The 1902-nt window shown below is 36.1% G+C and carries 2 protein-coding genes; both read left to right on the top strand.

The genetic code is table 11. From position 1 onward, the window contains the following. On the top strand, window positions 1-1069 hold a 1069-nt coding region (locus F3G91_RS00005), incomplete at its 5' end, for a Cj0814 family flagellar-dependent secreted protein (protein WP_223227790.1). A 12-nt stretch (window positions 1070-1081) separates the two neighbouring features. After that, window positions 1082-1873: a Cj0814-related protein gene (locus F3G91_RS00010; protein WP_149700301.1), complete on the top strand. Its 792-nt coding sequence runs from the start codon at window positions 1082-1084 to the stop codon at window positions 1871-1873. Window positions 1874-1902: the final 29 nt, after the last annotated feature.

Raw genomic sequence — 1902 nt, forward strand, 5'->3', positions numbered from 1 at the left:
GGATGGTTACTTTACAGATGAGTTTAATAAACAAGCTGGCATACCAAGTGATTATAAAATTCACTCAAGCACGCTGGAGTCATTAGTCAGGATAGCGACGCAGCCTGACTATATGCAAAGGGTTTTTGACAGCATCGATATACTAAAAACCGTAAATAATGCCTACAAAATCCTCTCACAAGTAGTTGGCGAAGACACGCTAAATTCAAAAGATAGCTTTAGCTTAGATGAGATAAGAAATTTCCCTCAAGGCTTTTCTTATGATCGTCAAAGTATGCAAGTAACCAAAATCCATAACTCCATTCATGAATTTGGCTCGGCTGCGGCTGATTTTAACGGCAAAGAGTCAAATAAGCAGATGATAAGCACGCTCTTTTTCAATCCAAGCTTTGATGGCGGAGATGGTAGGCAGCCACTAAAGCCAACAACAGATATCTTTAACAACAACAATGGTGGCAAAGAAAACACGGTCATTGGTATATTTATGGATCCGCATGGAGAGAAATACACTAATAAAGACGGCTCAATAACTAAAGGCGGACTTATAGCAGCCGTTATAAACAACAACCTTGATGTAAGAGAGGGCGAGACAACAGCACAAGGCAAAAGAGAAGGCTATGATAAGAGCATAGATAGTAAAGAATTTAATAGGGCTTTTGAGTTGTTTGAACTTATGGGCGAGATGAAATTTGGACCTGGCTTTATAAATGCTACTGATAACGATATAGCTGGCATGCCTAAATATATGCAAGACTACATCAGGTCTAAAAGAGACTTTGTCTATATCGACTTACAAAGTGGCTTTGTCAGCACTCCTGAAGATAGGCGTAGGGGATATGAAGAAGACGAGCTATCATTTAAAAAGATGATGGAGCGTAATCTAAAAATGCTAAAGCTACTCTTTGGTGAGATAGACAAAGATGGCAAGAAGAGCAAAGACTTTATGGATAGCTTTTTAAAATTTAGCATGCCACCTTTAAATTTAGTAAAAGAGCTAAATGAAAACCCAGCTGGAAAATATCTAGTAGATATGCTTGGCATAAAAAAAGATGTTGATATAAAGGCGTAAGGGGAACTTGAAGTGATAACTAGCATAAACGGACTTAGCAATACACCAATACAAGATAACACTATCCAAAAAGAAAATATCCCTAAAGATACCAAAGATGATGAAAAGGCCAAAATAGAAGCTTTATGGTATGGTCCAGTTGGAAAGAGCATAAAAGAGATTATTGACATAGACGAAAATGAAGATAATTGGGTTGCAAAAACGATAAGCAAAATAGATAATATGCTTTCTAAGCGTTACAATACCGAACAAGATCGCAACGCCATGTCGATGAAACAGCCAAAAACTTTAGAAGAAGCAAAAGATCAAGTTCTTATAATGTATTCTGATATATTAAAGGAAAACTCTGTTGATGGCAAGCCAACCATGATGGGCAAACTAATAGGTCTTGGCACAAAAGAAGAGGAGGCTGACCTAAGAGCTTTTATGGATAGCATGTCTTCTCTTTATCCAAATGAAAACAAGGAGTCGCTTAGTCTTTTAGATAGAACCGACCTAAGCATAGATGAATTTAAAACATTATTTGCCAAAGCAAGAGAGAAAGCTACAAAGGATGTTGAAGAACAAAGAAAGCAGATAATCAAAGAAGAACAAGAATACAATGCAAATTTAGCCAAAGAGCAAAGTGAGAAGAAATTTAAACCTATGCAGGTTAAGAAGAAGTATGAGACCTATGATATAAATAAAGATCAAAAATTTCTCTATGCAAGAGAGCTTTTAAATTTCAAAGAAAAAAGAGGTATAGACGTCTTAGAGCTTATGCAAAAGATAGACAAGAAGCAAATTTTAAATAAGATGGCTTAAATTTAAAGGATATTAGATGATAAACGCAC

The sequence above is a fragment of the Campylobacter concisus genome (assembly GCF_902460715.1).
In the GTDB taxonomy this organism is placed as follows: domain Bacteria; phylum Campylobacterota; class Campylobacteria; order Campylobacterales; family Campylobacteraceae; genus Campylobacter_A; species Campylobacter_A concisus_AK.